Source organism: Pseudomonas sp. TE4620, from assembly GCF_056279045.1.
The window spans coordinates 115,067-140,297 of sequence record NZ_JBWBQO010000001.1 but is presented as its reverse complement, the minus strand read 5'-3'; the positions used below and the strand labels follow the sequence as shown (position 1 = coordinate 140,297).

The following is a 25,231-nucleotide window of genomic DNA, read 5'->3' as shown; positions in this document are numbered from 1 at the left end:
GGTTTGACTTGCACAGGTTTGCCCCTATGATGGGATTTACCTGTACATAAAACTTTATTTGTACAATATTTTTCAGGATCTGTTCATGAACGCTCGTGACCTGCCGCGCAAGCCCCGCATTGCTGTCAGCGCCTGCCTGATCGGCCAGGAAGTGCGTTTCAACGGCGGCCACAAAGCCTCGCGCCTGTGCAACGAGGTCCTCAGCGAACACTTCGATTTGGTCCCGGTTTGCCCAGAAGTCGCCATCGGCCTGGGCGTGCCACGTGCACCCATCCGCCTGGTAGGTGATCCTGCCGACCCGCAGGCCGTGTGCAGCCGCGACCCCGGCTTGGATCTGTCCGGCCCGTTGCGCGCTTACGGGCAGCAGATGGCCAAGGATCTCGACGATATTTGCGGCTACATCTTCATGCACAAATCCCCCTCCTGCGGCCTGGAGCGAGTCAAGGTCTATCAGGCCAATGGCTATCCAGCGCCCGAGGGCGGCCGCGGGTTGTTCGCCGCCGCCTTCTGTGAGCAGCGTCCCGATTTACCGGTGGAAGAAGATGGCAGGCTCTGTGATCCGGTGCTGCGCGAGAACTTCATCACCCGGGTATATGCCTACGCCGACTGGCAGCAGCTGATCGCCGCTGGCGTCAGCCGCGGCGCCCTGATCGCGTTTCATTCCCGCTACAAGTACCAGCTGATGGCGCACAACCCGCAGCAGTACAAAGTCCTGGGCAAGCTGTTGGGCAGCATGGGCCGCGACGACGATCCCGAGTTGCTCGCCCCGCGTTACTTCAGCCAGTTGATCCAGGCCCTGAGCCGCTGCGCCAGCCGTGGCACCCACAGCAATGTACTGTTGCACCTGAGCGGTTACCTGCGCGATGCCTTGAGCCGCGCCGACAAGCAGGAAATCCAGCAACTGATCAGCCAGTACCATGCCGGCGTGGTGCCGCTGGTGGTGCCGCTGACCCTGCTCAAGCATCATTTGCGCAAGCATCCCGACCCCTACCTGGCGCAGCAGGTGTACTTGCAACCGCACCCGGAAAACCTGAGCCTGCGCAATGCCATCTGAAGCCTTGTTGCCGATCCGCGAGGTGACGCGCCTGACCGGTATCAACCCGGTCACCCTGCGTGCGTGGGAGCGTCGTTACGGCTTGATCGTGCCGCAACGCACCGGCAAGGGGCATCGCCTCTACAGCCAGGAAGACGTCCAGCGTATCCAGCAGATCCTCACCTGGCTTGACCGGGGCGCGGCGGTCAGCCAGGTCAAAGCCTTGCTGCAAGCCAGCCCGGGGGAGTCACCGTCGCCGGCCGGCAGCGACTGGCAGGCCCTGCGCGAGCAACTCAAGGAAGCCATCGCCGCCCTCGCCGAGCGCCGGCTTGAGCAGCAGGTGAACCAGGCCATGGCCCTGTACCCGGCGGCAACCCTCTGTGAACAGCTGTTGATGCCGCTGCTTGCCGACCTCGAACTGCGCTGGCAGGGCCAATTCGCCACTGGCCTTGAGCAGGTGTTCTTTTTCTCGTGGCTACGCAGCAAGCTCGGGGCACGGGTCTATCACAACAACCATCAGCTCGGCGGCGCCCCCTTGCTGCTGGTAAACGGCTCTGACCTGGCCTTCGACCCACGGCTGTGGCTGACGGCCTGGCTGGCCAGCAATGCCGGTTACCCGGTGCAGGTCTTCGACTGGCCACCACCGGGCAACGAGCTGAGCCTGGCGGTCGCCCAGTTGCGGCCATGGGCGTTGCTGCTGAGCATCGACAAGTCGCTGGACATCGCCCGCTTACAAAGAAACCTGGCCGACATCGAAATTCCGAAACTCCTGTGCGGCCGCGCAGTCAGCATTCATAAGCATGCCCTGCAAGCCTGGACGGACGAGACGCTGTTTGTCCTCGATTCGCCCCAGGCGGCGCTTCAGTGCCTGCGCCAACTCAGGGGCGAACAGCCTGAATTTCACCTTCAAGGGTAACCAAACAGCATGCAACTGATCTGGCTGCGCAGCGACCTGCGCGTAATTGACAACACTGCACTGGCAGCAGCCTGCGAACGCGGCCCGACCCTGGCAGTATGGCTGCTCAGCCCTGGGCAGTGGCAGGCCCATGACGATGCGCCGTGCAAGGTCGACTTCTGGTTGCGCAATCTGCAAAGCCTGCGTGCGGCACTGGCGCAGTTGAACATCCCCCTGCTGATCCGCTACGCCGACACCTGGCAGCAGGCACCGCAGGTCTTGCTGCAGCTGTGCCAGGAGCATCAGGTGCAGGCGCTGCACTTCAACGAGGAATATGGCGTTAATGAAAGCGCCCGCGACCAGGCGGTGCAGGCTGCCCTGGGCGAGCACGGTATTGCCGCGCACGGCTATCTTGACCAGTTACTGTTCCGCCCAGGCAGCATCCTGACCCGCAGCGCCAGCTACTTTCAGGTCTTCAGCCAGTTTCGCAAAGTTTGTTACGAACGCCTGCACCTGGGCGTGCCACCCTTGGTCAACCCAATCAGGGCGCAAGCGCCGACGGCTGTTGCCAGCGATCCGGTTCCCGTTGAGGTAGCCGGTTTCCCACACCCTGCGCAGGCCTTGCGCGAGCTCTGGCCTGCCGGTGAAGAAGAAGCACAGCAGCGTCTGCAACGCTTTATCGACGAATGCGCCGAGGACTACCAGAATCAGCGCGACCTCCCCGCCGTCGCCGGCACCAGCCAGCTGTCAGCCTACCTGGCCGCCGGGGTGATATCGCCGCGTCAGTGCCTGCATGCCGCGCTGAACCACAACTTCGGCGAGTTCGACAGTGGCAACCGCGGCCTGGTGACCTGGATCAACGAGCTGCTCTGGCGCGAGTTCTACAAACACATCCTGGTGGGCTATCCACGGGTCTCGATGCACCGTGCCTTCCGCCCGGAAACCGAGGCCCTGCCCTGGCGCCATGCACCGGAGGAACTCAAGGCCTGGCAGCAAGGACAGACCGGCATCCCGATCATCGATGCGGCCATGCGCCAATTGCTTGCCACCGGCTGGATGCACAACCGCCTGCGCATGATCGTTGCCATGTTCCTGACCAAGAACCTGCTGATCGACTGGCGCGAGGGCGAGCGCTTTTTCATGCGCCACCTGATTGATGGCGACCTGGCCGCCAACAACGGCGGCTGGCAGTGGAGTGCTTCGACCGGCACCGACGCAGCGCCCTATTTCCGCATTTTCAACCCTGTGAGCCAGTCTCAGCGTTTCGATAGCGCAGGGCATTTCATTCGGCAATGGCTGCCTGAGCTTGCCGACCTGGATGAAAAAAAAATCCACAATCCCGTGCCAGCTGGCGATCTTTTTGCTACTAATCATTATCCACAGCCTATTGTGGACCTCGGTAGCAGTCGCCAACGTGCGTTGAATGCATTCAGGAATTTACCCACGCGGCAGGAAGAGAGGGCAGTCATGTGAGCGAACCCATCGCGCGCAAGGTGTGGGTCACCGGCGCAAGCAGCGGCCTGGGCCTGGCGCTGGTGCAACAACTGCTTGAGCAGGGCTGGAAAGTCGCTGCCAGCGGACGTCCTTCGCCCGAGCTCAAGGGCCTTTCGCAGCTCAACCCCGAGCAGTTGCTTTTGCTTGACGGCAATCTCGATGATGGCACGCAGGCCGCACACGCTGGCCAGCAACTCCAGGCCCACTGGGGCGCCCTCGATTGCCTGCTGGTGAATGCCGGCACCTGCGATTACCTGGACCCTGGCCTGCCGCCGACGGCCATTTTCGAAGCCATCGCCAGCAGCAACCTGAGCGCTTCGGTTCATTGCTTGAACGTGGCAGTGCCGCTGCTGGAAAAAGGCCAGGCGCCACAGGTGCTGGCTGTGCTCAGCCGCTATTCGGCGCTGCAACTCTACGAGCCCAGCCAGCCGGCAACCCCGGACAACAACCTGACACAAGTGTTTCGCGCTGAGCGTCAGAAGCTCGAGAGCAAAGGCATCGCCTTGACCGTGGTCGCACCGCAGGCGTTGAAAACGCCACTGCTGGCGGTTCAGGTCCGACCTGAACAATGGACGCCGGAAACTGCTGCCGATGTGATCATCCAGCGTTTGCCAGAGCGCGCCCCCGAGCTACTGCTCGAAGCCCTCAACCTCAACAGCCTCTGGCCACTGCCCGAACTACCTGCAAGCCCTGTGTAAAACACAGGGCTGTGCTCTTTCAGGTTAGAGCGGCATGCGATAGTGCAACGCGTAACTTTCTACCCCATCGTTGGGCGTTTGCAGCCCGGCGTTGGAGTAGTGGATCGCCCGCACGCCGACTTCATGCCCGCCGGCAAAGCGCAAACCAAAGCCGATGCGATCTTCGAACTGGAACGAAGAGCCGAGTTTGTTGCTTTCAACTTCGGTACTGGAGAATGCGGCCACACCAATACCGGCTTCGATATAGGGTTTGACCGACTCACCGGCGAACTCGTAAACGAACACCGGCGCAAACGACAGGCTGTGGTTACTCGACTTCTCGTCGCCATCCCAATAGGTGTAGGCACCGTCCCAATAGCCGGTGATACGGCCTACGCTGGTTTGCCACCAACTGACATCCCAGTTCGATTGCAGGCCGAGGCGATAGGTCATGGTCGAGTCGCCGGTCTGCCCGACCGAGAACGACACGTCCGCTGCTTGAGTTGTGAAAGATTGCCCCAGGGTAACGGCTGCAAGAGCAGCCAAGCAAAGCAGTTTCTTCATGAGAAACGTCCTTTTTCCTAATGCTGTTGTTGGTTTTTCTGTCTCACCAGACAATAAATAGAAATCGGCAGCGTTGCGTTAGTTCAGTCAATGTTGAGTGCTTTTCACACTTTTTTTACATTGGAAAGCTTCGCACACTGTCAGATTTATTCCACAACATTGGAAGGATCTTTCGCAAATGTTCAGGGCTGGCACTGGTCCAGAATTGCGCATCGCGCGCCGGTCCTGCAGCCAGCAATTCACCCTCGCCCAACAGGCGCTGCAATTGCCGGGCAACGGCGGCGCCAGTATCGATGATCGCCACCGAGGCGGGGATCATTTGCGCCAGCAGAGGCTTGAGGAAGGGGTAATGGGTGCAGCCCAGGATCAGGGTATCGCAGCCGGCGTCGAGCAAGGGCTTTACATACCCCTGGAGCATCTCACGCACCACCGGGCTGCTCAGGTCGCCAGCCTCGATGCACTCCACCAGGCCCGGGCAAGGCTGGGTGACGACGCGAATGTCGTTGGCAAAGCGATCGAGCAAGGCAACGAACTTGGCGCTTTGCAGGGTGCCGGTGGTGGCCAGCACGCCGACCACACCGCTGCGGGTCGCGGCAGCGGCGGGTTTGACCGCAGGCTCCATACCGACGATCGGCCAGTGCGGATACTGTTCGCGTAAATCTGCCACCGCCGCCACGGTGGCGGTGTTGCAAGCCAGGACCATGGCCTTGGCGCCTTGCTCGCGGAAGAACTCGGCGACCATGCGACAGCGCTGGCGGATGAACGCCGGCGACTTCTCGCCATAGGGGATGTAGCCGCAGTCGCCGACGTACAGCAGCGACTCGTCGGGCAGCAGGCGCTGGATCTCGGCCAGTACCGACAGGCCGCCGACTCCGGAATCGAAAACGCCGACCGGCGCCGCCGCAGCGTCAGCCATGATGCTCGCCACACACGCTGCAGCCCGGGTCGCGCTTGACCCGCAGCTCACGGAAGCGGCTGCCAAGGGCGTCGATCAACAGCAAGCGCCCCACCAGCGGCTCGCCGAAACCGGCCAGCAGCTTCAGCGCCTCAAGTGCTTGCAGGCTGCCAACCAGCCCCACCAGCGGGCCCAACACGCCGGCTTCGCTGCAGGTCAGTTCGGCTTCGCTGCCGTGCCCGTACAGGCAGTGGTAGCAGGGGCTTAGCGGGTTACGCGGGTCGAACACCGACAACTGCCCTTCCAGGCGAATCGCCGCGCCGCTGACCAGCGGTTTGCCGTGGGCGACGCAGGCAGCATTGACCGCTTCGCGGGTAGTGAAGTTGTCCGAGCAATCGAGCACCAGGTCCACGGCCTTGACCGCTTCAGCCAGGGAGTCCTCATCCAGCGCGCGGCGATGCGCTTTGAGGGTGATTTGCGGGTTGATCGCGGTGAGCCGGGCAAGCGCCGAATCAACCTTGCTCAGGCCTACCGACGCACTGTCGTGCAAGACCTGGCGCTGCAGGTTGGTGACATCCACCGTATCGAAGTCGGCCAGGTGCAATTCGCCAACCCCGGCGGCCGCCAGGTACAGCGCCACTGGCGAGCCGAGACCGCCGAGGCCGACGATCAGCGCCTTGCTGTTTTTCAGCCGCAGCTGACCGTCGATATCCACCTGCGCCAGGAGGATCTGCCGGCTGTAGCGCAACAGCTCCTGGTCGCTCAGCACGACAGCCGCCCCAGGGTGATGCGCTCGTGGCCGTTGAGGTCGAGGCGGCTTTCGATCTGCTCGAAATCATGCCTGGCCAGCAGCTCGCGCACGGCGGCGGCCTGGTCGTAACCGTGTTCGAGCAGCAGCCAGCCAGCCGGCGCCAGGTGCGCCGGCGCCTGGCTGACGATGCAGCGCAGGTCGTCCAGGCCGTCTTCGCCGGAGACCAGCGCGCTGCTGGGCTCAAAGCGCACGTCACCGGCCACCAGGTGCGGGTCGGCGGCGGCAATGTACGGCGGGTTGCTGATGATCAGGTCAAAGCGCTCGCCAGCCAAGGCATCGAACCAGTGGCTGCTGCGCACGTTGACGTTGTTCAGTTGCAGGCGCTGGCGGTTGCGCTCGGCCAGGGCCACGGCTTCGAGCACGCGGTCGACCGCGGTGACCTGCCACAACGGGCGCTCACTGGCCAGGGCCAGGGCAATCGCCCCGGTGCCGGTGCCCAGGTCGAGCAGCTTGACCGCACTACCCGGCAGCAACTGCAGGGCGGTTTCCACCAGCAGCTCGGTTTCCGGACGCGGGATCAAGGTATGCGGGGCCACTTCCAGGTCGAGGTTCCAGAACCCCTGCTGACCCAGAATGTAGGCCACCGGCTCACCGGCGCGGCGGCGCTGCAGGAAGTCGGCAAAGGTCAACGCCGCTTCGCTGCTGACAATCCGCTCCGGCCAGGTGTGCAGGTAGCTGCGCGACTTGCCGATGGCCGCCGCCAACAGCAGTTCGATATCCAGACGCGCGGTCGGCGAATCCGGCAGCTCCGCACCGCGGAGCAAGCTGGCAATAATCGTCATTTACTCACCCAGTGCCGCCAGTTGATCCGCCTGGTACTCGGCCAGCAACGGCTCGATTACCGCGTCGACCCCACCGGCCAGAACGTCATCCAGGGAATACAGGGTCAGGTTGATGCGGTGATCGGTCACCCGCCCCTGTGGATAGTTGTAGGTACGAATTCGTTCGGAACGGTCACCCGAGCCGACCAGCAGCTTGCGCTCGCTGGCCATGGCATTCTGCGCCGCGCTGGTCTGGATGTCGTTGAGCTTGGCCGACAGCCAGGACATCGCCCGGGCACGGTTCTTGTGCTGGGAACGTTCTTCCTGGCACTCGACGACAATGCCGGTGGGCAAGTGGGTGATGCGGATTGCCGAGTCAGTCTTGTTAATGTGCTGACCACCGGCACCGGAGGCACGGTAGGTGTCGACACGCAGGTCCGCCGGGTTGATCTCGATCGCCACCTGCTCGTCCGGCTCCGGCAGCACCGCCACGGTGCAGGCCGAGGTGTGAATGCGGCCCTGGGATTCGGTCTCGGGTACACGCTGGACGCGGTGGGCACCGGACTCGAATTTCAACTTGCCGTAGACGCTGTCGCCTTCGACCCGGGCAATGATTTCCTTGTAGCCGCCGTGTTCGCCCTCGTTCTCCGAGAGAATTTCCAGGCGCCAGCCGCGCTTTTCGGCATAGCGCGAATACATGCGGAACAGGTCGCCGGAAAAGATCGCCGCCTCGTCACCACCGGTACCGGCGCGGATTTCCAGGAACACGTTGCGCCCGTCGTTGGGGTCCTTGGGCAGCAACATGCGCTGCAGCTGGTTTTCCAGCTGCGCCAGTTGCTCCTTGGCTTCGCGCACTTCTTCCACGGCCATTTCGCGCAGGTCCGGGTCGCTGTCCTTGAGCAGCGCCTGGGCGCCGGCCAGATCATCCTGGACCTTGCGCCACTGGGCGTAGGCGACGGCGACCGGCTCGACTTCAGCGTATTCACGGGAATAGGCGCGAAAGCGCGTCTGGTCGCAAATGACCTCGGCATCGCCCAGCAGGGCGGTCAGTTCCTCGAAACGGTCCTGGAGCGTGTCCAGTTTATTCAGCAGCGACGCTTTCATTGCGGGGTTTTATCCGTCGAACCCTCGGAGAGGGCAAAGAGTTCCTGGGCCATGGCCAGCGCATCGAGGCGGCCTTCGGCAGAGAGCTTTTTCAGTTGCACGCTGGGCGCATGCAGCAGCTTGTTGGTCAGGCCACGGGCCAGTTGCACCAGCACCTCATCGGCACTGGCGCCATTGGCCAGCAGGCGCTGGGCCTTTTGCAGCTCTTCGTCGCGCAGGCGCTCGCTCTGCTGACGGTAAGCCTTGAGTACATCCACCGCGGCCAGCTCGCGCAGGCGCAGCATGAAATCTTCGGCGCCCACCGAGACCAGCTCTTCAGCGGCCTGGGCAGCACCCTGGCGGCTCTTGAGGTTCTCGGCGACCACTTCGTGCAGGTCATCGACGGTGTACAGGTAAACGTCATCGAGCTCGCCCACCTGTGGCTCGATATCGCGCGGCACGGCGATGTCGACCATGAAGATCGGCTTGTGCCGGCGCTGCTTCAGGGCGCTTTCCACCGCACCCTTGCCGAGGATCGGCAACTGGCTGGCGGTGGAGCTGATGACGATATCGCTGTTGACCAGCTCCTGGGGAATGTCGGCCAGCAGCACCGCATGGGCGCCGAACTGCTCGGCCAGGGTGCTGGCGCGCTCCAGGGTGCGGTTGGCGACGACGATGCGCCGCACACCCTGCTCGTGCAGATGGCGGGCGACCAGGGTGATGGTTTCACCGGCGCCGATCAGTAGCGCCTGGCTGCGGCCCAGGTCGCTGAAGATCTGCTTGGCCAGGCTCACGGCGGCAAAGGCCACCGACACCGGGTTTTCGCCGATGGCGGTATCGGTACGCACCTGCTTGGCAGCGCTGAAGGTCGCCTGGAACAGCCGCCCGAGCAGCGGGCCGATGGTTCCGGCTTCGCGCGCCACGGCATAGGCCGACTTCATCTGGCCGAGGATCTGCGGCTCGCCCAGCACCAGCGAGTCGAGCCCGGAGGCCACCCGCATCATGTGCCGCACGGCATCGTGATCTTCATGGATGTAGGCGCTGGCGCGCAGTTCATCCAGGCTCAGTTGATGATATTCGGCCAGCCAGCGCAGGATGCTCTCTGCAGCCAGGTGGTCCTGCTCTATATAAAGCTCGCTGCGGTTGCAGGTCGAAAGGATCGCGGCTTCGCGGCTGGCGGTCAGTCGGCAGAGCTGCTGCAAGGCGTCCACCAGCTGCTCAGGGGTAAACGCCACGCGCTCGCGTACGTCTACCGAGGCAGTCTTATGGTTGATACCGAGGGCAAGAAAGGCCATGCAAGGTCGCTGATTGTGACGAGAAGCCGATAATTGTCCTACTTCGCAGAGCGCAGAACAACCACCGCTCGCTATTGTCTCTATAGTCTACCCCTACCGAGACCTTCGCTTATGGGTTTGCCCCGGCGCTTGTGTCATGATGATCCGACCGCTGGTAAGCCGCCCAAATCCCGATTATGAATAGATCCTACGCGTTGCTCCTTGCCCTTGCCTTGCTCCAGGGCTGCCAGACCCTGGCTCCGGATTCCCCGGATGCCAAGGCGCCTGCAGATGCCGCCCCGGTACAACCGGCCAAGCCCACCGTCTACGGATCGTTCAGCCAGGACACCGTGTACAGCCTGCTGACCGCAGAACTTGCCGGCCAGCGCGATCGTTTCGATATCGCCCTGGACAATTACGTCAGCCAGGCAATCAAGACTCAGGACCCGGGTATTTCCGAACGCGCCTACCGCATCGCCGAATACCTGGGCGCCGACCAGGCCGCGCTCGACACCTCGTTGATCTGGGCGAAAAACGACCCCGGCAACCTCGACTCCCAGCGCGCCGCCGCCATCCAGCTGGCTCGCAGCGGTCGCTATGACGAGTCCATGGTCTACATGGAAAAGGTCCTTCAGGGCCAGGGCGACACCCACTTCGACTTCCTCGCCCTGTCGGCACTGGAAACCGACCCGGACACCCGCACCGGCCTGCAAAACAGTTTCGATCGTCTGTTGGTGAAGTACCCTGACAACGGTCAGCTGGTGTTCGGCAAGGCCCTGCTGCTGCAACAGGATGGCAAGGCCCAGGCGGCCCTCGACCTGCTCGAAGAACACCCGCCCGAAGCCGGCGAGATTGCCCCGGTGCTGCTGCGCGCGCGCCTGCTGCAAGGCCTGGACCGCGGCAAAGAGGCCCTGCCGCTGCTGCAGAAAACCATTCGCCAGTACCCGGACGACAAACGCCTGCGCCTGACCTACGCGCGCATGCTGGTCGAGCAGGATCGCCTGGCCGATGCCAAGGCCGAGTTTGTCAGCCTGGTCCAGCAATACCCGGACGACGATGAACTGCGTTACTCGCTGGCCCTGGTCAGCCTGGAAACCAAGGACTGGGACGAAGGCGCCGGCTACCTCGAAGAGCTGATCGCCCGCGACAGCCATGTCGATGCCGCGCACCTGAACCTGGGGCGCATCCATGAAGAACGCAACGACCCCGAAAGCGCCCTCAACGAGTACGCCCTGGTCGGCCCCGGCAACGACTATCTGCCAGCGCAACTGCGCCAGGCCGACATCCTCATTGCCAACGGCCGCAGCGCCGAGGCCTCGCGGCGCCTGGCCGCAGCCCGCGAAGCCCAGCCCGACTACGCCATCCAGCTGTACCTGATCGAAGCCGAAGCCCTGGGCAACAACGACAAGGACGCCCAGGCCGAGCAGGTGCTGCAGCAAGCGATCAAGCAGTACCCGGACGACCTCAACCTGCTGTACACCCGGGCCATGCTGGCGGAAAAACGCAACGACCTGGCGCAGATGGAAAAAGACCTGCGCAGCATCATCAGCCGCGAGCCGGAAAACGCCATGGCCCTCAACGCCCTGGGCTACACCCTGGCTGACCGCACCAGCCGCTATGCCGAAGCCAAGACCCTGATCGACAAGGCGCACCAGATCACCCCGGACGATCCGGCGGTGCTCGACAGCCTCGGCTGGGTCAACTACCGCATGGGCAACCTCGACGAAGCCGAGCGCCTGCTGCGCCAGGCCATCGAGCGTTTCCCCGATCACGAAGTCGCTGCCCACCTGGGTGAAGTGCTCTGGGCCAACGGCAAGCGCCGCGAAGCCCGCCAGGTCTGGGCCAAAGGTTTCGAAGCCCAGCCCGACAGCCCTATCCTGCGCAAGACCGTCCTGCGCCTGACCGGATCCGAGACTCTATAAGCCTATGTTTTTGCGCCACTGCATCACCTTCTGCCTGATTGCCCTGCTTGCCGGTTGTGCCGGCTTCGGCTCCCGTGAGGCCCTGCGGGGCGAAGGCAACCCCCAGCTGTGGCGCGAGCACAAGCAACAGCTGAGCACCCTCGATGGCTGGCAGATCAACGGCAAGGTCGGCATCCGCGCGCCGAAAGACTCCGGCAGCGGCACGCTGTTCTGGCTGCAGCGCCAGGACTACTACGACATCCGCCTGTCCGGCCCGCTCGGCCGCGGCGCTGCACGCCTGACCGGGCGCCCCGGCGGCGTCACCCTCGAGGTCGCCAACCAGGGCCGCTTCGAGGCGCAAAGCCCGGAAGCCCTGCTGGCCGAACAACTGGGCTGGGAGCTGCCGGTGTCGCACCTGGTCTGGTGGATTCGCGGCCTGCCCGCCCCCGACAGCAAGAGCCAGCTGACCCTCGACGGCGACAGCCGCCTGGCCAGCCTCAAGCAGGACGGCTGGGACGTGCAATACCTGAGCTACGCCGAACAGAACGGCTACTGGCTGCCCGAGCGGATCAAGCTGCACGGGCAAAACCTCGACGTGACCCTGGTGGTCAAAGACTGGCAACCACGGCAACTGGGCCACTGATCAATGAACACTGCAACCCTGACCCTGCCGGCCCCGGCCAAGCTCAACCTGATGCTGCACATTCTTGGCCGCCGCGCCGATGGCTACCATGAGCTGGAAACCCTGTTCCAGTTTCTCGAGCATGCCGACGAGCTGTCTTTCGCCCTGCGCGAAGACGGTGAAGTGCGCCTGCACAGCGAGATCGACAACGTCCCCCATGAAAGCAACCTGATCGTCAAGGCCGCGCGCAAGCTCAAGGCCCTGACCGGCTGCGACAAGGGCGTGGATATCTGGCTGAAAAAAATCCTGCCCATGGGCGGCGGCATTGGCGGCGGCAGCTCCGACGCCGCCACTACCCTGCTCGGCCTCAACCATTTATGGCAACTGGGCTTGAGCGAAGACCAGCTGGCTGAACTGGGCCTGAGCCTGGGCGCCGACGTGCCGGTTTTCGTCCGCGGCCATGCGGCGTTCGCCGAGGGCGTGGGCGAGAAGCTGACCCCGGTCGACCCCGAAGAGCCCTGGTATGTCGTGCTGGTCCCGCAAGTATTTGTTAGCACAGCAGAAATTTTTTCAGATCCGCTGTTGACACGTGATTCCTTGCCCCTTAAGATGCGCCCCGTTCCCAAGGGAAACAGTCGAAATGACTGCCAACCGGTGGTAGAGCAGCGTTACCCAGAGGTACGCAATTCATTGAATTTGTTAAACGAATTCACTGAGGCTCGGCTTACCGGAACTGGAAGTTGTGTGTTTGGGGCCTTCCCAAACAAAGCTGAAGCTGATAAAGTTTTGGCCCTTCTTGCAGAGACCCAAACAGGGTTTGTAGCTAAGGGAAGCAACGTTTCGATGTTGCATCGCACGCTGCAGAGTCTGCTCTAGGAATCGAGCACCAGGTGCTCGCAGCAACAGATACAGGGGCGTCGCCAAGCGGTAAGGCAGCAGGTTTTGATCCTGCCATGCGTTGGTTCGAATCCAGCCGCCCCTGCCATTTTCCTTATACTCATCCAGGTATACCCTCAGCCTTCAGGTACTGCGCGTGTCCAAGATGATGGTCTTTACGGGGAACGCTAACCCCGATCTGGCTCGGCGTGTCGTACGTCAGCTGCATATCCCACTGGGTGATGTTTCTGTCGGCAAATTCTCCGACGGCGAAATCAGCACTGAGATTAATGAAAATGTTCGTGGTAAGGACGTTTTCATCATTCAGCCGACTTGCGCGCCAACCAACGATAACCTGATGGAACTGGTAGTGATGGCCGATGCCTTCCGCCGCTCCTCAGCTTCCCGAATCACTGCCGTGATTCCTTACTTCGGATATGCCCGCCAGGATCGCCGTCCGCGTTCGGCGCGTGTTGCTATCAGCGCCAAAGTCGTCGCTGACATGCTCACCGTCGTCGGTATCGACCGTGTTCTCACTGTCGACCTGCACGCTGACCAGATCCAGGGTTTCTTCGATATTCCGGTAGATAACATCTACGGCTCCCCCGTTCTGGTGGATGACATCGAAGACCAGCGTTTCGAGAACCTCATGATCGTGTCCCCGGACATCGGCGGCGTCGTGCGTGCACGTGCTGTTGCCAAGTCCCTGGGTGTCGATCTGGGTATCATCGACAAACGCCGTGAAAAGGCCAATCACTCCGAAGTGATGCATATCATCGGCGACGTCGAAGGACGTACCTGTATTCTCGTCGACGACATGGTCGACACCGCCGGCACCCTGTGCCACGCGGCCAAGGCCCTGAAAGAACACGGCGCTGCCAAGGTTTACGCCTACTGCACGCACCCTGTCCTCTCGGGTCGGGCGATCGAGAATATCGAGAACTCCGTGCTGGACGCACTGGTGGTGACCAACACCATCCCGCTGTCCGCTGCAGCACAAGCCTGTGACCGTATCCGCCAACTGGATATTGCACCGGTTGTTGCCGAGGCGGTTCGCCGCATCAGCAATGAAGAATCGATCAGCGCGATGTTCCGCTGAGGGTTTTCCCTCGCGAACCTCTCGTTGACGAAAAGCGCCCCGCCCCAACACCTGTTGTTGGGGCGGGGCTTTTTTGCCCACCCCGTTTGGCGCTGGTCGCAAACGCCTGCGGGAGATGGCTATTTTGGAGATACAAAATGACTGATTTCACTCTGAACGCCCAAGCGCGTACCGACCTGGGGAAAGGTGCGAGCCGCCGCCTGCGTCGTCTCGCCGCCCAGATCCCTGCCGTTGTTTACGGTGGTGACAAAGAAGCTCAATCCCTGACCATCGTGGCCAAGGAAATCGCCAAACTGTTCGAAAACGAAGCTGCCTACAGCCACGTTATCGAGCTGAACATCGACGGCAAGAAAGAAAACGTCGTTGTCAAAGCGATGCAGCGTCACCCAGCCAAGCAGTTCATCCTGCACGCTGACTTCGTCCGCGTTGTTGCTGGCCAGAAACTGACCGCCAAAGTACCTGTGCACTTCGTCAACGAAGAAGCTCCGGTCAAGAAAGGCGGCGAGATCTCCCACGTTGTCAACGAGATCGAAGTTTCCTGCGAAGCCAAAGACCTGCCTGAGTTCATCGAAGTCGACCTGGCCAACGCCGAAGTCGGCGCGATCATCCACCTGTCGGACCTCAAAGCTCCGAAAGGCGTCGAGTTCGTCGCTCTGGCTCACGGTAACGACCTGGCTGTTGCCAACGTTCACGCTCCGCGTGTTGCGCCTGAAGCTGCAGAAGGCGCTGCCGAGTAATCTACTCAGCACGCCGGCGTTGACCGGGTTACAGTGCCCCGCACTGTAACCCACAACTCCAAGGAAGAGCCCCTGACGTGACCGCCATCCAACTGATCGTCGGCCTGGGAAACCCCGGCCCCGAATACGAACAGACCCGGCATAACGCAGGGGCTCTTTTCGTAGAACGCATTGCCAGCGCCCAGCGCGTCAACCTGACCGCTGACCGCAAGTATTTCGGCCTGACGGCTAAATTCAGCCATCAGGGCAACGACGTTCGTCTGCTGATCCCGACCACCTACATGAACCGCAGCGGCCAGGCCGTTGCTGCACTGGCGAATTTTTTCCGCATCCCGCCAGATGCCATCCTGGTGGCCCACGACGAACTCGACCTGCCTCCCGGCGTCGCCAAGCTCAAAAAGGGCGGCGGCCATGGCGGGCACAACGGGCTGCGCGACATCATCGCCCAGCTCGGCAACCAGAATGACTTTCACCGTCTGCGGCTTGGCATCGGCCACCCGGGTGACAGCAGCAGGGTCTCCGGTTTCGTCCTCGGCAAGGCGCCACGCGCCGAGCAGGAGAAGCTGGACGCCAGTATCGATTTTGCCCTCGGCGTGCTGCCGGACATCCTCGCCGGCGACTGGACGCGTGCGATGAGAGAGCTGCACAGCCAAAAGGCCTGACTCCACGAAGAGGGATTCACCATGGGTTTCAATTGCGGCATCGTCGGCCTGCCCAACGTCGGCAAGTCCACCCTGTTCAACGCCCTGACCAAATCCGGCATCGCCGCCGAGAACTTCCCGTTCTGCACCATCGAGCCGAACAGCGGCATCGTGCCGATGCCCGATGCACGCCTGGACGCGCTGGCGGCCATCGTCAAGCCGAACCGCGTGCTGCCGACCACCATGGAATTCGTCGACATCGCCGGCCTGGTTGCCGGTGCCTCGAAAGGTGAAGGCCTGGGCAACAAGTTCCTCGCCAACATCCGCGAGACCGACGCCATCGCCCACGTGGTGCGCTGCTTCGAAGACGAGAACGTGATTCACGTCTCCAACAGCGTCAACCCCAAGCGCGACATCGAGATCATCGACCTGGAACTGATCTTCGCCGACCTCGACAGCTGCGAGAAGCAACTGCAGAAGGTTGCGCGCAACGCCAAGGGTGGTGACAAGGACGCCCTGGCGCAGAAAGCCATCCTCGAAAAACTGATCCCGCACTTCACCGAAGGCAAGCCTGCGCGCAGCCTGATGAAGAACATGGCAGACGACGAGAAGGCCCTGATCCGCGGCTTCCACCTGCTGACCAGCAAGCCTGTGATGTACATCGCCAACGTTGCCGAAGACGGTTTCGACAACAACCCGCACCTGGACGTGGTCAAGGCCATTGCCGAAGAAGAAGGTGCGATCGTGGTGCCGGTGTGCAACAAGATCGAAGCCGAGATCGCCGAGCTCGACGACGGTGAAGAGAAGGACATGTTCCTCGAAGCCCTGGGCCTCGAAGAGCCAGGCCTGAACCGCGTGATCCGCGCCGGTTACTCGCTGCTCAACCTGCAGACCTACTTCACTGCCGGCGTGCAGGAAGTCCGCGCCTGGACCGTGCGCGTCGGCGCCACCGCCCCGCAGGCGGCCGGCGTGATCCACACCGACTTCGAGAAAGGCTTCATCCGTGCCGAAGTGGTCGCCTACGACGACTTCATCCAGTACAAGGGTGAAAGCGGCGCGAAAGAAGCCGGTAAATGGCGTCTGGAAGGCAAGGACTACATCGTCAAGGACGGTGACGTGATGCACTTCCGCTTCAACGTCTGACCCGCTGCCAGCAGCCCGAAACCCCTTGAGGTCATGCCTCAAGGGGTTTTTCTTTGCCTGCGCCATGAGCAAACGCGGGCCAATACCTGGATCTATACTCAAAGCCGCATTCAAACGGCTCTTGTCCACAGATCAGGTATCGGCGCATGGCTAAGAAAAAGGAAAAGCAAGACAGCAGCGAACGCCTCCCCCGTAAAGAATACGAGCAAGCCCTCAAGGCCCTGCACATCGAGCTGGTCAAGTTGCAGCAGTGGGTGGTGGCCAAGGGTTTGAAGGTCTGTATTGTCTTCGAAGGCCGCGACGGCGCCGGCAAGGGCGGCACCATCAAGGCCATCACCGAGCGCGTCAGCCCGCGGGTGTTTCGCGTGGTGGCGCTGCCAGCACCGACCGAACGGGAAAAAAGCCAGATGTACGCCCAGCGCTACATACAGCACATGCCCTCGGCCGGCGAAGTGGTGATCTTCGACCGCAGCTGGTACAACCGCGCCGGCGTCGAGCGGGTGATGGGCTTTTGTACCGAAGAGCAGTCCAGCAAGTTCCTGTCAGTGGTGCCATCGTTCGAGAAGATGCTGGTCGAGTCCGGCATCGTGCTGGTCAAGTACTGGCTGGAAGTCAGCCCTCAAGAGCAGGAGCGGCGCCTTAAGGAGCGCATCACCGATGGCCGCAAGATCTGGAAGCTGACGCCGATGGACCTCAAGTCCTTCACCCGCTGGGACGACTACACCCGCGCCCGCGATGACATGTTCGCCGCCTCCGACACCTCCTGGGCCCCCTGGTATGTGGCGGTTTCCGAAGACAAGCGGCGGGTGCGCCTGAACATCATCAGCCACTTTCTCAAGCAGGTGCCCTACGAGGACATCACCCACAAACAGAAGATCGAGCTGCCCAAGCGCGGCAAGATCGGCCGCTACAAAAGCACCCGCTACACCTCGCGCATGGTGCCAGAGCGCTTCTGAAGCGCCAAGCGTGCTAGGCAGCGCCCTGCCCGGCACGCTGGGCGCGGAAGGCCCGGCGCCGGGCGCTGCGGGCGAATACCACGAACAGCGCGGCCATGGCCGTCAGCGCCATAGGCAGGCCATGGGGAGCGACGTCCATGGCCGCACCACTGAGCAGCGGCCCGAGCAGGCTGCCGACGCCCCAGAGCAGGCCGACGCTGGCGTTGGCAGTGACCAGGTCCTGGCCCTTGAACTGCTGGCCGATCAGCACCAACGCCAGGGTATAGACCCCACCGGCCACCGCGCCGAGCACCACCAAGGCCGGCCACAGCAGCCATTGCATACCGATCAGCCATGGCAGCGCCAGGCCGATCAGCATCGCCACCACACCGCACACCAGGTGTACGGTGGTGCGCTCGCAGCGGTCGGCCAACCAGCCGATCGGCAACTGGAAGAGCATGTCGCCGGTAAGAATCACCGTCACCATCAACGCTGCGACGCCCACGGCGTAGGCATGGTTGGTGGCATACACCGGCAGCAGCGAAAGGATCACCGCGTCGAAGAACGAGAAGAACAGCACGCCCATGCACAAGGCCGGCGCCACGCGGAAAAAGCCCGCCAGGGAAAAGCTCTTGCCGCCCTCCTCGCCATGCTCGACGTGGTCATTGGGCACCGTCAGCACGATGCACAGCAGCGCCAGGCCATAGCAACCTGTCACCACCGTGGTCACCCAGGTGCTCTGCGCGCCGAGCAGCGCCAGCATCGCCGGGCCGAGCATCTGGAAGCCGGTAAAGGCGGTGGCGTACAGGGCCATGATCTTGCCGCGGTTGTGTTCCGGGCTCAGCTCGTTGACCCACGACTCGCCGAGAATGATGGCAATGCCCATGCCGATCCCCAGCGCCAGGCGCAACAGGGCAAGCAGGTAGAGCGAGGAGAAGCCCCATTCGAGCAGGCCGATGCTCAAGGTGCACAGGCCGAAACACAGCAGGTAGATGGTGCGCCGGGTCAGGTGCCGGCAGCAGGCATCGACCATGAACGCCGAGAGCATCATCCCCGCCGCCGGAATGGCCGAGACGATACCGATCTGCAAGGTACTGGCACCTGCGTCGAGCAAACGCAGCGACACCAATGGCAAACTCGCCCCGAGGCTGAAACCGACTACCGAAACCGCAAACAACAAGCCCAGCAACAAACGCGTATTCATCACCACTCCGAACTCACCGGCGCAAAGCACCACATCGCACCTGCGCAGGCGCATACATGACCGTAATAAGATTTGCATACAGGCGCGCCAGCCACGGCAGAACGCCGGGCATGCAGCTGCCAGGTCAGGAGGTGGGGCGGTGAGGCGAGAAGGTAAAGGCGAACAGCACACTGCGCCGACGCTTGAGGACGGTATCGCTCGGCCAGTCGCAGCAGCGGGTCAGGACGACCGGCTGGCGATGCGCGAATGTGTGGCTGAAGCGGCTCATACGTCGGTTACACCGTAAAGGATGGGCGGCACTCTAGGAGAACCCGTGCCACCCGTCAATAGCCCGTCCTTGAGCCTTCAGCGCTTGCCGGTGGACGGCAGCAGGATCGCCAGCAGGCCGAACAGCGGCAGGAACGAGCACAGGCTGTAGACGTACTCGATGCCCTTGAGGTCGGCCAGATAACCCAGCGCCGCCGCGCCGATGCCGCCAAAACCGAACATCAGGCCGAAGAAGATCCCGGCGATCATGCCGACGTTACCCGGCACCAGCTCCTGGGCGTAGACGACGATGGCCGAGAATGCCGAGGCGAGAATGAAGCCGATGATCACGCTGAGCACGCTGGTCCAGAACAGGTCGGCATAAGGCAGCATCAGGGTGAACGGCGCAACGCCGAGGATCGAGAACCAGATCACCGCCTTGCGCCCGATGCGGTCACCGATCGGGCCGCCAAAGAAGGTCCCGGCCGCTACCGCGCCGAGGAACAGGAACAGGTACAGCTGCGAGCTGGCCACCGACAGGTCGAACTTCTCGATCAGGTAGAAGGTGAAGTAGCTGGTGAGGCTGGACATGTAGAAGTACTTGGAAAACACCAGCAGCCCCAGCACCACCAGGGCGCCGATCACCCGCTGGCGGGAAAGGCCATGGGTGGCGCGCTGGCCCTGCTTGGCCTTGAACAGGTTGAGGTGTTCCTTGTACCAGCGGCTCAGGCCGTAGGTGACCAGCACGGCGCAGACCGCGAACAGGCCGAACCAGGCCACATTGCCCTGGCCGAAGGGAATGATGATCGCCGCCGCCAGTAACGGGCCGAAAGCGGAGCCGGCGTTGCCGCCGACCTGGAAGGTCGACTGCGCCAGGCCAAAGCGCCCACCGGAGGCCAGCCGGGCGATACGCGAGGTTTCCGGGTGGAAGGTCGACGAACCGATACCCACCAGCGCCGCCGCCAGCAGAATCATCGGGAAACTGCCGACATACGCAAGCATGACGATCCCCACCAGGGTGCACAGGGTGCCCAGCGGCAACAGGTTCGGCATCGGCTTGCGGTCGGTGTAAAAGCCGACCCAGGGCTGCAGCAGCGACGCAGTGATCTGGAAGGTCAGGGTGATCAGCCCGATCTGGGTAAAGGTCAGGCCGTAGTTGGCCTTGAGCAGCGGATAGATCGACGGCAGCACGGCCTGGATCAGGTCGTTGATCAGGTGCGCCAGGGCACAGGCGGCGATGATACGCATCACCAGCGGGCTGCTCTGGGCAGTTGCGGTGCTGGCGGGTGACGTTGACGAGGCAGTGCTCACAGCCATGACAAAAGCTTCCATCCGGGGGGCGGGATCCAATTATCCAGAAATCGTTAGCAAGCGCACTATTCTTTTCGACCAACGTGCTTTTGACGTGCTTGTTAATAATTCTCAATAACGTTAGCATCGGCTGCGTTTTTACAGACTCCACTGCCTGCCTATTCGAGGCCCGCATACGCCATGTCCGACGACCAGGACAACCGCAGCCTGTCGCTGCTCTATCAGCATCACCGCAGTGAACTGCTGGCCTTCCTGACCCGCCGCGTGCGCTGCCGGGAAACCGCCCGCGACCTGCTCCAGGATGCCTTTGTGCGGCTGATGCACAGCGAGCGTGGCGAGGTTGGCAACCTGCGGGCCTTTCTGTACCGCATCGCCAACAACCTGAGCATCGACCATGCTCGGCGCAACCAGGTACGTGGGGTCAATGACGAGCAGGCGCTGGAGCATCTGCTCAACGAAACCTCACCCGAGCGCAGTGCCGTGGCCGGAAATACCCTTGACCATCTTGAACGCCTGATCGACGGCCTGCCCTCGCCGACCCGCGAGGTATTTTTACTCGCCCGGGTCGAGCAATTGAGCTACAAGGACATCGGCGCGCGCCTGGGACTCGACCCGCGTGCGGTCGAGCGTCATTTGAACAAAGCCCTGAGCCATTGCGCCGCGGCTGCCCTGCATAACCGAAACAAGACTGACCAGCCATGAACCCATCGCCAAATTCTGCCCATCCGAACGAGCCTGGCGACCGCGAACAGCAAGCCCTGGACTGGTTTACCCGGCTGCGCGCCCACGATGTTCCGCGGGAGCAACGCCAGGCCTTTGAACGCTGGCGCCTGGACCCCGAGAATGCCCGCACCTTTGCCGAGGTCGAGCTGTTCTGGCAACAACTGGAGATGCCCGCGCGTCGCCTGCACAAGGTCAAACGGGGTACGGCCCCACGCTCCTGGGGGGGCTGGGCGGTGGCGGCGAGCATCCTGCTGATCAGCGGCCTGGTGATGTTGCAGTTGCCATTGCTGCAGCGCTTGAACAGCGATGTCGCCACCGCGGTTGGCGAACGCCGGCAGATCCAGCTGGCCGATGGCTCACGGCTGACCCTCGACAGCGCCAGCGCCGTCGATATCGACCTGCGCGGGCCGGTGCGCACGCTGCGCCTGGTGCAAGGGCAGATGTTCATTGAAGTGACCCACGATGGCCGGCCCTTCGTGGTCGATGTCGACGAGGCCCAGGTACAGGTGCTGGGTACGCGCTTCTCGGTCAGCCGCGGCCGCGATCACGATGAAGTAGTGCTGCTCAAAGGCAAGGTCGAGGTCAGCAGCGCCGGCGACAAACGCATGCTCGCCCCTGGTGAACGTGTGACGCTCAGCGGCAGCCGCCTGGACCAGGTCGAGAAGGTCGATGCCGAACGCCTGCTGGCCTGGCGCGAGGGGCAGTTGCGGGTGCGTGAGGTGCCCTTGCGCCGGGTGCTCGAACAGCTTGCCGAGTACCAGGGCAGCCGCCTGCTGTACATCGATGAACAGGTCGGCCGGCGCCCGGTCAGTGGCAGCTTTAACCTCGACCAGGCCGCCACTGCCATCGATGCCCTGGCGCGCACTCAGAACCTCAACGTGAGCAACCTGGCCGGGCAATGGATCATCGTCCGCTAAGCCGGTGAAAATATATTTCCCAGGCATTCGGTAATTGTCTTTGCTGCTGCGTCACACCTCCACATAAGAAGCATTATCGTTTGTATTCTCTGGGGGAGGACACATGCAGTACCCACGCGATTTCCGATTCAGCCGTCAGCCACTGGCCCGCGCCATCCTTGCCGCCAGCCTGTTTTCCACAACCCTGGGCCTGCCGCTGCAGGCCGCCGAGTCTGCCCAGACCCAGGCCCAGGCGCTAGATTTCAACATCCCCGCGCAAGCCTTGGCCGATGCCCTGGACCAGTTCAGCGCCCAAAGCGGGCTGCAGGTGATCTACGACGCCAACCAGCTGGCCGGGCGCTCGTCACCGGGGGTCAAGGGCCGCATGAGCCCGACCCAGGCACTGCAGGCCCTGACTGCCGGCAGCAGCGCACGCCTGAGCCAACCCAACGCCAGCAGCTTTGTCATCGATTTACCGATGGAACTGGGCAGCGCCCTGCAACTGGATGCCATGAGCATTTCCGGCAAGGCACCGGGCTCGACCACTGAAGGCACCGGGCTTTACACCACCTACTCGTCCAGCAGCTCGACGCGCTTGAACCTGACACCCCAGGAAACCCCGCAGTCGCTGACCGTCATGACTCGCCAGCGCCTGGATGACCAGCGCCTGACCAATCTCAGCGATGCCCTCGAAGCGACCCCCGGGGTGATCGTCGTGCGCGACGGCCTGGGCGCCGAGACCGACAGCTACTACTCGCGCGGCTTCGTCATCCAGAACTACGAGATCGACGGCGTGCCGACCGTCACGCGGATGGACAACTACACCCAGAGCATGGCGATGTACGACCGCATCGAGATCGTCCGCGGCGCCAGCGGCCTGATCAGCGGCATGGGCAACCCGTCGGCGACCATCAACCTGATCCGCAAGCGCCCGACCGCCGAGGGCCAGGCCAGCGTCACCGGCTCGGCCGGCACCTGGGACCGCTATGGCACCGGCTTCGATGTTTCCGGGCCGCTGACCGAAAGCGGCAATGTGCGCGGCCGCCTGGTTGCCGACTACAAGACTGAAGGCGCCTGGGTCGACCGTTACAAGCTGGAGAGCCAGCTGCTGTATGGCATCACCGAGTTCGACCTGAGCGAAGATACCCTGCTGACCATGGGCTTCAGCTACCAGCGCACCGACGTCGACTCGCCGCTGCGCACCGGCCTGCCAACCCGCTTCAGCACGGGTGAGCGCAGCAATCTCAAGCGCTCGATCAACATGGCTCCGGACTGGTCGTACAACGACCACGAACAGACCAGCTATTTCGCCTCGGTGGAGCAGCAACTGGGCAACGGCTGGAGCGGCAAGATCGAGTACAGCCATTCCGAAAACAAGTTCGACGAAGTGTTCGGCTTTCTCATGGGCGAGCTGCAGCCCGACGGCAGCGGCCTGAGCCAGTTGCCGGTGCGCTTTTCCGGCACCCCGCGCCAGGACAACCTGGACCTGTACCTGACCGGCCCGTTCAGCCTGTTCGGCCGCGAACACGAACTGATCGGCGGCGTAACCCTGTCCAAGTACAACGAAAACGTACCGAGCTGGGGCGGCTGGCGCTACGACTACAACGCAACGCCAGGTGCGTCGGTGGAGAACATCTTCGACTGGGACGGCAAGCAGCCCAAGCCGGACTGGAGCATCAGTGGCAAATCGTCAATGGAAGAAACCCAGTATGCCGCCTACCTCACCTCGCGCCTGCACCTGACCGACGACCTCAACCTGATTCTCGGCAGCCGGGTCATCGACTGGAAGCGTGACACCGAGGACCGCCCGTACGGCGGTGAGAAGACCGAGGTCAACCGTAAAGAGACCGGTGTGTTCATCCCTTATGCCGGGGTGGTCTACGACCTTGATGAAACCTGGGCGCTGTACGCCAGCTACACCAAAATCTTCAACCCGCAAGCCTCCTGGGTCACCGACGAGAACAACAAGCCGCTCGACCCGATGCAAGGCGTCGGCTACGAGCTGGGCGTCAAGGGCAGCCATTTCGACGGCAAGCTGAACTCCAGCCTGGCGCTGTTCAAGCTCGAACAGGACAACCTGGCGATCTGGGTGCACGACAACGTCTACGACGCCAAGCAGGACACCACCTCCAAAGGCCTGGAAATGGAGCTCAATGGCGAGCTGGCCGAAGGCTGGCAGGCGTCGGCGGGCTACACCTACACCCTGACCACCGACAACCAGGATGAGCGCATTGCCACCGTGTATCCGCGCCACAGCCTCAAGACCTTCACCAGCTACCGCCTGCCGGGCATGCTCGACAAAGTCACCGTGGGTGGCGGGGTCAACTGGCAAAGCAAGGTCGGCACCGACCTGCACAGCTTCGACCAGGGCAGCTACGCGCTGGTCAACCTGATGGCGCGCTACAACATCAGCGAAAACCTCAGCGCCACGGTCAACCTCAACAACGTCTTCGACCGCGAGTACTACTCGATGGCGTCGTCGTACGGCAACTACGGGGCGCCGCGTAACCTGATGACCACGTTCAAATACGACTTCTGAGCCGGTTTACGGCTAAGCGGTTGATCGCGCGTTAATTTTTTTGAAAAAGAGTGTTGACACAAATCCGTTTCAGGCGAATAATGCGCGCCACTTGGCTACATAGCTCAGTTGGTTAGAGCATAGCATTCATAATGCTGGGGTCCGGGGTTCAAGTCCCTGTGTAGCCACCAAGTACTAAAAAGGGCTTACCGCAAGGTAAGCCCTTTTTTCTTGCCTGCGATTTTTACCCTGCCCGCTTAGCGCACATTGGCGAACACTACCGCCAGCCCCAAGCCGATCAAGGCCACACCAATCACCCGGTCAACCAGACGCTGGCGCTCGAGCATGGCCCGGCGCAACACCGCACTTGAGAAAAACACCGCCACCAGGCTGAACCACAACCAGTGGGCGAGCGACATGAACGCGCCATAGCCGAAGTTGACCGCCAGCGAACTGCCCGGCTGCACCACCTGGGTATAGGCACTGACCACAAAGAGCATGGTCTTGGGGTTCAGGGCGTTGGTCAGAAAGCCCGAACGAAATGCCGCCAGCACGCCGAGCTGACTGGCGCTGGTGCCGTCCAGGGAAATCCGCGTGGTGTTGGTCAGCGACTTGTAACCCAGGTAAATCAGGTACCCCGCCCCCAGCACCTTCATCGCCAAAAACAGCGCCGGGCTCTGGCTGATGATCACCGCGATGCCCAGCACCGTGTACAGCACATGCACCTGCACCCCCAGGGCGATGCCCATTGCCGCCGCCAGGCCGGCGCGGCGGCCAAAGGCGTAGCTGCTGCGGGTCACCATGGCAAAGTCGGCGCCCGGGCTGATCACCGCCAGCACGGTAAACAGGGCAACGGCTATGAGTTCATTCACGTAAAGCTCCTCGATCTGCT

Annotated in this window: 24 protein-coding genes and 2 tRNA genes; 17 read left to right on the top strand and 9 right to left on the bottom strand. The window is 62.5% G+C overall.

The annotated features are described in order from the left end of the window. Positions 1 to 85 precede the first annotated feature (85 nt). The 4 genes from ACZ9A3_RS00635 to ACZ9A3_RS00620 are packed head-to-tail and all read left to right on the top strand — an operon-like array spanning position 86 to position 4,120. The gene (locus ACZ9A3_RS00635; protein WP_258596397.1) at positions 86 to 1,054 is read left to right on the top strand and encodes a YbgA family protein; all 969 of its coding nucleotides are present in this window, start codon (positions 86 to 88) and stop codon (positions 1,052 to 1,054) included. After that, complete coding sequence (locus tag ACZ9A3_RS00630; RefSeq protein WP_476252036.1) at positions 1,044 to 1,949, top strand: MerR family transcriptional regulator; 906 nt, start codon at positions 1,044 to 1,046, stop codon at positions 1,947 to 1,949. The genes ACZ9A3_RS00635 and ACZ9A3_RS00630 overlap by 11 nt, the downstream gene beginning before the upstream one ends. 9 nt (positions 1,950 to 1,958) lie before the next feature. Beyond that, on the top strand, positions 1,959 to 3,401 hold the full coding sequence (gene phrB, locus ACZ9A3_RS00625) for a deoxyribodipyrimidine photo-lyase (protein ID WP_213602457.1): 1,443 nt from the start codon (positions 1,959 to 1,961) through the stop codon (positions 3,399 to 3,401). Continuing rightward, positions 3,398 to 4,120, top strand: a complete 723-nt coding sequence (locus ACZ9A3_RS00620; protein ID WP_045195990.1) for an SDR family NAD(P)-dependent oxidoreductase — start codon at positions 3,398 to 3,400, stop codon at positions 4,118 to 4,120. Before phrB ends, ACZ9A3_RS00620 begins: the two co-directional genes overlap by 4 nt. Positions 4,121 to 4,144: 24 nt before the next feature. Here ACZ9A3_RS00620 and ACZ9A3_RS00615 read toward each other — a convergent pair whose 3' ends face one another. The 6 genes from ACZ9A3_RS00615 to hemA form a co-directional block, all read right to left on the bottom strand. After that, positions 4,145 to 4,663 carry an acyloxyacyl hydrolase gene (locus ACZ9A3_RS00615; protein WP_093387937.1) on the bottom strand — a complete coding sequence of 173 codons (519 nt, stop codon included), beginning with the start codon at positions 4,661 to 4,663 and terminating at the stop codon, positions 4,145 to 4,147. Between the two features lie 115 nt (positions 4,664 to 4,778). Beyond that, a complete protein-coding gene (murI, locus tag ACZ9A3_RS00610; protein WP_093387934.1) occupies positions 4,779 to 5,579 on the bottom strand; it encodes a glutamate racemase in 801 nt (266 codons plus the stop codon). Then, positions 5,572 to 6,327 carry a molybdopterin-synthase adenylyltransferase MoeB gene (locus tag ACZ9A3_RS00605; protein WP_093387931.1) on the bottom strand — a complete coding sequence of 252 codons (756 nt, stop codon included), beginning with the start codon at positions 6,325 to 6,327 and terminating at the stop codon, positions 5,572 to 5,574. The genes murI and ACZ9A3_RS00605 overlap by 8 nt, the downstream gene beginning before the upstream one ends. Continuing rightward, positions 6,321 to 7,151, bottom strand: coding sequence for a peptide chain release factor N(5)-glutamine methyltransferase (gene prmC, locus ACZ9A3_RS00600; protein WP_093387928.1), 831 nt, complete (start codon positions 7,149 to 7,151; stop codon positions 6,321 to 6,323). Before prmC ends, ACZ9A3_RS00605 begins: the two co-directional genes overlap by 7 nt. Next, positions 7,152 to 8,234, bottom strand: a complete 1,083-nt coding sequence (gene prfA / locus ACZ9A3_RS00595) for a peptide chain release factor 1 (protein ID WP_045195980.1) — start codon at positions 8,232 to 8,234, stop codon at positions 7,152 to 7,154. Then, complete coding sequence (gene hemA / locus ACZ9A3_RS00590; protein WP_045195978.1) at positions 8,231 to 9,508, bottom strand: glutamyl-tRNA reductase; 1,278 nt, start codon at positions 9,506 to 9,508, stop codon at positions 8,231 to 8,233. The genes prfA and hemA overlap by 4 nt, the downstream gene beginning before the upstream one ends. A gap of 176 nt (positions 9,509 to 9,684) precedes the next feature. Between hemA and ACZ9A3_RS00585 the strand changes: the two genes are divergently transcribed. From ACZ9A3_RS00585 to ppk2, 9 genes are all read left to right on the top strand, one after another. Continuing rightward, the gene (locus ACZ9A3_RS00585) at positions 9,685 to 11,409 is read left to right on the top strand and encodes a tetratricopeptide repeat protein (RefSeq protein ID WP_213602459.1); all 1,725 of its coding nucleotides are present in this window, start codon (positions 9,685 to 9,687) and stop codon (positions 11,407 to 11,409) included. Positions 11,410 to 11,413: 4 nt separating this feature from the next. After that, the gene (lolB, locus tag ACZ9A3_RS00580) at positions 11,414 to 12,031 is read left to right on the top strand and encodes a lipoprotein insertase outer membrane protein LolB (protein WP_045195974.1); all 618 of its coding nucleotides are present in this window, start codon (positions 11,414 to 11,416) and stop codon (positions 12,029 to 12,031) included. 3 nt (positions 12,032 to 12,034) lie between these two features. After that, entirely contained in the window at positions 12,035 to 12,886 is an 852-nt protein-coding gene (gene ispE, locus ACZ9A3_RS00575; RefSeq protein WP_195885661.1) for a 4-(cytidine 5'-diphospho)-2-C-methyl-D-erythritol kinase, read from the top strand. 34 nt (positions 12,887 to 12,920) lie between these two features. Beyond that, positions 12,921 to 12,995, top strand: a tRNA-Gln gene (locus ACZ9A3_RS00570). Between the two features lie 48 nt (positions 12,996 to 13,043). Next, positions 13,044 to 13,985 carry a ribose-phosphate pyrophosphokinase gene (locus tag ACZ9A3_RS00565; RefSeq protein ID WP_010225730.1) on the top strand — a complete coding sequence of 314 codons (942 nt, stop codon included), beginning with the start codon at positions 13,044 to 13,046 and terminating at the stop codon, positions 13,983 to 13,985. Between the two features lie 137 nt (positions 13,986 to 14,122). Beyond that, the gene (locus tag ACZ9A3_RS00560) at positions 14,123 to 14,722 is read left to right on the top strand and encodes a 50S ribosomal protein L25/general stress protein Ctc (protein ID WP_045195970.1); all 600 of its coding nucleotides are present in this window, start codon (positions 14,123 to 14,125) and stop codon (positions 14,720 to 14,722) included. Positions 14,723 to 14,799: 77 nt separating this feature from the next. After that, on the top strand, positions 14,800 to 15,384 hold the full coding sequence (gene pth / locus ACZ9A3_RS00555) for an aminoacyl-tRNA hydrolase (protein ID WP_038997179.1): 585 nt from the start codon (positions 14,800 to 14,802) through the stop codon (positions 15,382 to 15,384). Between the two features lie 21 nt (positions 15,385 to 15,405). After that, on the top strand, positions 15,406 to 16,506 hold the full coding sequence (gene ychF, locus ACZ9A3_RS00550; RefSeq protein ID WP_045195968.1) for a redox-regulated ATPase YchF: 1,101 nt from the start codon (positions 15,406 to 15,408) through the stop codon (positions 16,504 to 16,506). A gap of 146 nt (positions 16,507 to 16,652) precedes the next feature. After that, entirely contained in the window at positions 16,653 to 17,462 is an 810-nt protein-coding gene (ppk2, locus tag ACZ9A3_RS00545; RefSeq protein WP_045195966.1) for a polyphosphate kinase 2, read from the top strand. 13 nt (positions 17,463 to 17,475) lie between these two features. Here ppk2 and ACZ9A3_RS00540 read toward each other — a convergent pair whose 3' ends face one another. Both ACZ9A3_RS00540 and ACZ9A3_RS00535 read right to left on the bottom strand, forming a co-directional pair. Further along, positions 17,476 to 18,645 (bottom strand): MFS transporter, encoded by a 1,170-nt coding sequence (locus ACZ9A3_RS00540; RefSeq protein WP_093387925.1) that lies wholly within the window; start codon positions 18,643 to 18,645, stop codon positions 17,476 to 17,478. A 345-nt stretch (positions 18,646 to 18,990) separates the two neighbouring features. Then, positions 18,991 to 20,208, bottom strand: a complete 1,218-nt coding sequence (locus ACZ9A3_RS00535) for an MFS transporter (protein ID WP_258596387.1) — start codon at positions 20,206 to 20,208, stop codon at positions 18,991 to 18,993. A 174-nt stretch (positions 20,209 to 20,382) separates the two neighbouring features. Between ACZ9A3_RS00535 and ACZ9A3_RS00530 the strand changes: the two genes are divergently transcribed. The 4 genes from ACZ9A3_RS00530 (at position 20,383) to ACZ9A3_RS00515 (ending at position 24,530) form a co-directional block, all read left to right on the top strand. Continuing rightward, on the top strand, positions 20,383 to 20,904 hold the full coding sequence (locus ACZ9A3_RS00530) for an RNA polymerase sigma factor (protein WP_045195961.1): 522 nt from the start codon (positions 20,383 to 20,385) through the stop codon (positions 20,902 to 20,904). Next, entirely contained in the window at positions 20,901 to 21,842 is a 942-nt protein-coding gene (locus ACZ9A3_RS00525) for a FecR family protein (protein WP_045195960.1), read from the top strand. The genes ACZ9A3_RS00530 and ACZ9A3_RS00525 overlap by 4 nt, the downstream gene beginning before the upstream one ends. A gap of 103 nt (positions 21,843 to 21,945) precedes the next feature. Continuing rightward, positions 21,946 to 24,360, top strand: a complete 2,415-nt coding sequence (locus ACZ9A3_RS00520; protein ID WP_476252035.1) for a TonB-dependent siderophore receptor — start codon at positions 21,946 to 21,948, stop codon at positions 24,358 to 24,360. Between the two features lie 93 nt (positions 24,361 to 24,453). Beyond that, positions 24,454 to 24,530, top strand: a tRNA-Met gene (locus tag ACZ9A3_RS00515). A 66-nt stretch (positions 24,531 to 24,596) separates the two neighbouring features. Here the strand turns inward: ACZ9A3_RS00515 and ACZ9A3_RS00510 are convergent. Continuing rightward, entirely contained in the window at positions 24,597 to 25,211 is a 615-nt protein-coding gene (locus ACZ9A3_RS00510) for a LysE family translocator (RefSeq protein WP_123564482.1), read from the bottom strand. Positions 25,212 to 25,231 lie beyond the last annotated feature (20 nt).

Coding starts and splice junctions, on each gene's coding strand:
- ACZ9A3_RS00635 (WP_258596397.1), top strand. CDS start 86: ATGAACGCTCGTGACCTGCCGCGCAAGCCCCGCATTGCTGTCAGCGCC.
- ACZ9A3_RS00630 (WP_476252036.1), top strand. CDS start 1,044: ATGCCATCTGAAGCCTTGTTGCCGATCCGCGAGGTGACGCGCCTGACC.
- phrB (WP_213602457.1), top strand. CDS start 1,959: ATGCAACTGATCTGGCTGCGCAGCGACCTGCGCGTAATTGACAACACT.
- ACZ9A3_RS00615 (WP_093387937.1), bottom strand. CDS start 4,663: ATGAAGAAACTGCTTTGCTTGGCTGCTCTTGCAGCCGTTACCCTGGGG.
- murI (WP_093387934.1), bottom strand. CDS start 5,579: ATGGCTGACGCTGCGGCGGCGCCGGTCGGCGTTTTCGATTCCGGAGTC.
- prmC (WP_093387928.1), bottom strand. CDS start 7,151: ATGACGATTATTGCCAGCTTGCTCCGCGGTGCGGAGCTGCCGGATTCG.
- prfA (WP_045195980.1), bottom strand. CDS start 8,234: ATGAAAGCGTCGCTGCTGAATAAACTGGACACGCTCCAGGACCGTTTC.
- hemA (WP_045195978.1), bottom strand. CDS start 9,508: ATGGCCTTTCTTGCCCTCGGTATCAACCATAAGACTGCCTCGGTAGAC.
- ACZ9A3_RS00585 (WP_213602459.1), top strand. CDS start 9,685: ATGAATAGATCCTACGCGTTGCTCCTTGCCCTTGCCTTGCTCCAGGGC.
- lolB (WP_045195974.1), top strand. CDS start 11,414: ATGTTTTTGCGCCACTGCATCACCTTCTGCCTGATTGCCCTGCTTGCC.
- ispE (WP_195885661.1), top strand. CDS start 12,035: ATGAACACTGCAACCCTGACCCTGCCGGCCCCGGCCAAGCTCAACCTG.
- ACZ9A3_RS00560 (WP_045195970.1), top strand. CDS start 14,123: ATGACTGATTTCACTCTGAACGCCCAAGCGCGTACCGACCTGGGGAAA.
- ychF (WP_045195968.1), top strand. CDS start 15,406: ATGGGTTTCAATTGCGGCATCGTCGGCCTGCCCAACGTCGGCAAGTCC.
- ppk2 (WP_045195966.1), top strand. CDS start 16,653: ATGGCTAAGAAAAAGGAAAAGCAAGACAGCAGCGAACGCCTCCCCCGT.
- ACZ9A3_RS00540 (WP_093387925.1), bottom strand. CDS start 18,645: ATGAATACGCGTTTGTTGCTGGGCTTGTTGTTTGCGGTTTCGGTAGTC.
- ACZ9A3_RS00535 (WP_258596387.1), bottom strand. CDS start 20,208: ATGGCTGTGAGCACTGCCTCGTCAACGTCACCCGCCAGCACCGCAACT.
- ACZ9A3_RS00530 (WP_045195961.1), top strand. CDS start 20,383: ATGTCCGACGACCAGGACAACCGCAGCCTGTCGCTGCTCTATCAGCAT.
- ACZ9A3_RS00525 (WP_045195960.1), top strand. CDS start 20,901: ATGAACCCATCGCCAAATTCTGCCCATCCGAACGAGCCTGGCGACCGC.
- ACZ9A3_RS00520 (WP_476252035.1), top strand. CDS start 21,946: ATGCAGTACCCACGCGATTTCCGATTCAGCCGTCAGCCACTGGCCCGC.